Origin of the sequence: Halorubrum sp. Atlit-28R, from assembly GCF_003665955.1 — an archaeon.
Taxonomy (GTDB): Archaea; Halobacteriota; Halobacteria; order Halobacteriales; family Haloferacaceae; genus Halorubrum; species Halorubrum tropicale.
Window position 1 is genome coordinate 1 of sequence record NZ_QPLS01000029.1, and the last position, 1,326, is coordinate 1,326.

At 49.8% G+C, this 1,326-nt stretch carries 2 protein-coding genes; both read left to right on the top strand.

What is annotated here, in order from left to right; genetic code table 11:
• Window positions 1-510: hypothetical protein (locus DVK06_RS19410; protein ID WP_233561784.1), on the top strand; the 510-nt coding region annotated here is incomplete at its 5' end.
• 511 nt (window positions 511-1,021) lie between these two features.
• A complete protein-coding gene (locus tag DVK06_RS18760; protein WP_158600104.1) occupies window positions 1,022-1,183 on the top strand; it encodes a hypothetical protein in 162 nt (53 codons plus the stop codon).
• Window positions 1,184-1,326: the final 143 nt, after the last annotated feature.

The following is a 1,326-nucleotide window of genomic DNA, read 5'->3' on the forward strand; positions in this document are numbered from 1 at the left end:
AGGTTGAGTCACCAGTTTGTGAATTCTCAATTACGGATCGATGCAGATAATCGAACGTTGATAAGATCGCAATCATACAATCTTGACAGTTATTCACCAGTTGAGATTGATAATGTCGATCATGTCTTAATCATCCGATTTTCTGACGTAGCTCTCATAAAACTACAATACTTTCAGTGGAAATTCTCTCATCCACCGGATACGCCGATCTCCTCAGCACAGATCAACGAAATTAAATCACAACTTGAGCAGATGGGCCTTGATGTGTCTATTCATGAAATCACACCTCGGTTGATTCCGATTGACCCAATTCTAACACGAATAGTCGTAACACCGATTGCAATCCTTGGAATTCCTCTTATTGTTTGGCACTTTTATGGAATAGAAGCGTTTTTCACCGATGTTGTGATTGTACCGATGATTGTAATGATTGGCTATGGACTATACGGAGCGATACGCCGGTACCGTCTTCGTCGCTCTAGCTCGGAAAGGGGACAAGATTCTTACTGAGACTACCAGCAGAGCGTTTCGTCTTGTCTCTAGAATTGAATCAGTTAAACGGTATGCAATCTTCAGTGAACAGCTGTTCCGTGCGAAAATCTGTCTGAAAAATAGAATATCAACAGAGTCAGCGGGCTTATTCACCAGTGAGCAGGAGTACGCAAGAGCACTCTGTTTGGTGAGTGGTCGGCGTCGAACCTGTGCATTATTCCCTATCTTCGCAACACGTCACGAAATGAAGTGTCTCCCGCAAACACTCCACTATCGAAGTGTATCTTCGGCGGTCTGACCCCTGATTCAGGACGACAAGAACGGCTTCTCGCAGGTGTAAGCGTGGTGGATACTGGGTTTCCGGTGGGAGTATGTTCAGATTCCAGGATAACGTAGCCTATCATGAACACTGACCCCATCACCTCCACGTCCTGCGGCTTCGGCCTTAACCAACAGCAGGCAGTTCTACCACCGGTCGTTGGTTAAGGCTGAGCAGAGCGGCTTTCCCGGACCACACGGATCGGTATGTATGTGCGATATCTTCCGCGTCAACTGCCCGGGCTGTGGAGAAGAGAAGGGCCCGATCACGACGCACCCCGGCACCGTCGGCATCCACTGTTCGTGCGGGATCACCGCAACCGTGGACATCGGCGCGCAAGAAATCGATGAATGGTGGGAGCGGGAGGACTGACCCATTTAACTTTACCGAGGCCCGGATAGTGCCCCGACCCCGGGAGCAAAAGCGAAAGCAACACCGTACCGGGTGATGATGGCTCGAATAAATGAGTGCCCCGTCGCTCCCGACCGGCTACGACGTCTCCAAGCACGTCCCAG